Here is a 455-nt window from a genome sequence, read left to right as displayed (position 1 = left end):
TTCCGGACCTGCTGGCCGCTGAGATCACCGCGAAGACCGGCAAGAACCCGGCCCAGCTGCACCAGGAGCAGGTGGAGCGTTTCGGCGAAAGCTGGTACAAGCGCGTCGATACCCCGACCACCCTCGAGCAGAAGCAGAAGTTCGCCAAGCTCACCGGCGACGACGTCGAGGCCACCCAGCTGGCCGGCGAGGACATCACCGCCAAGCTCACCGAGGCTCCGGGCAACCACGCCAAGATCGGCGGTCTGAAGGTCACCACCAAGGACAACTGGTTCGCCGCCCGTCCGTCCGGCACCGAGAACATCTACAAGGTGTACGCCGAGAGCTTCGAATCCCCTGAGGCTCTGGACAAGGTGCTCGCCGAGGCCACCGAGGTCGTGGACAAGGCTCTGGCCGAGTGATACGGCGTTCCGCCAAGTAATCAAGGCGTAGCGCGAAAAGACCCGTTCCGTATG

1 pseudogene is annotated in these 455 nt (G+C 64.0%); it reads left to right on the top strand.

Features of this window, described 5'->3' with window-relative positions:
* A pseudogene (locus DK187_RS20955) lies at positions 1-401 on the top strand (phosphoglucomutase, alpha-D-glucose phosphate-specific); the annotation flags it as partial.
* Between the last annotated feature and the right edge of the window lie 54 nt (positions 402-455).

The organism is Marinomonas arctica (genome assembly GCF_003259225.1).
GTDB lineage: Bacteria > Pseudomonadota > Gammaproteobacteria > Pseudomonadales > Marinomonadaceae > Marinomonas > Marinomonas arctica.
Note: the sequence above shows the minus strand (reverse complement) of the source record. Positions and strands in the feature narration are given on the sequence as shown.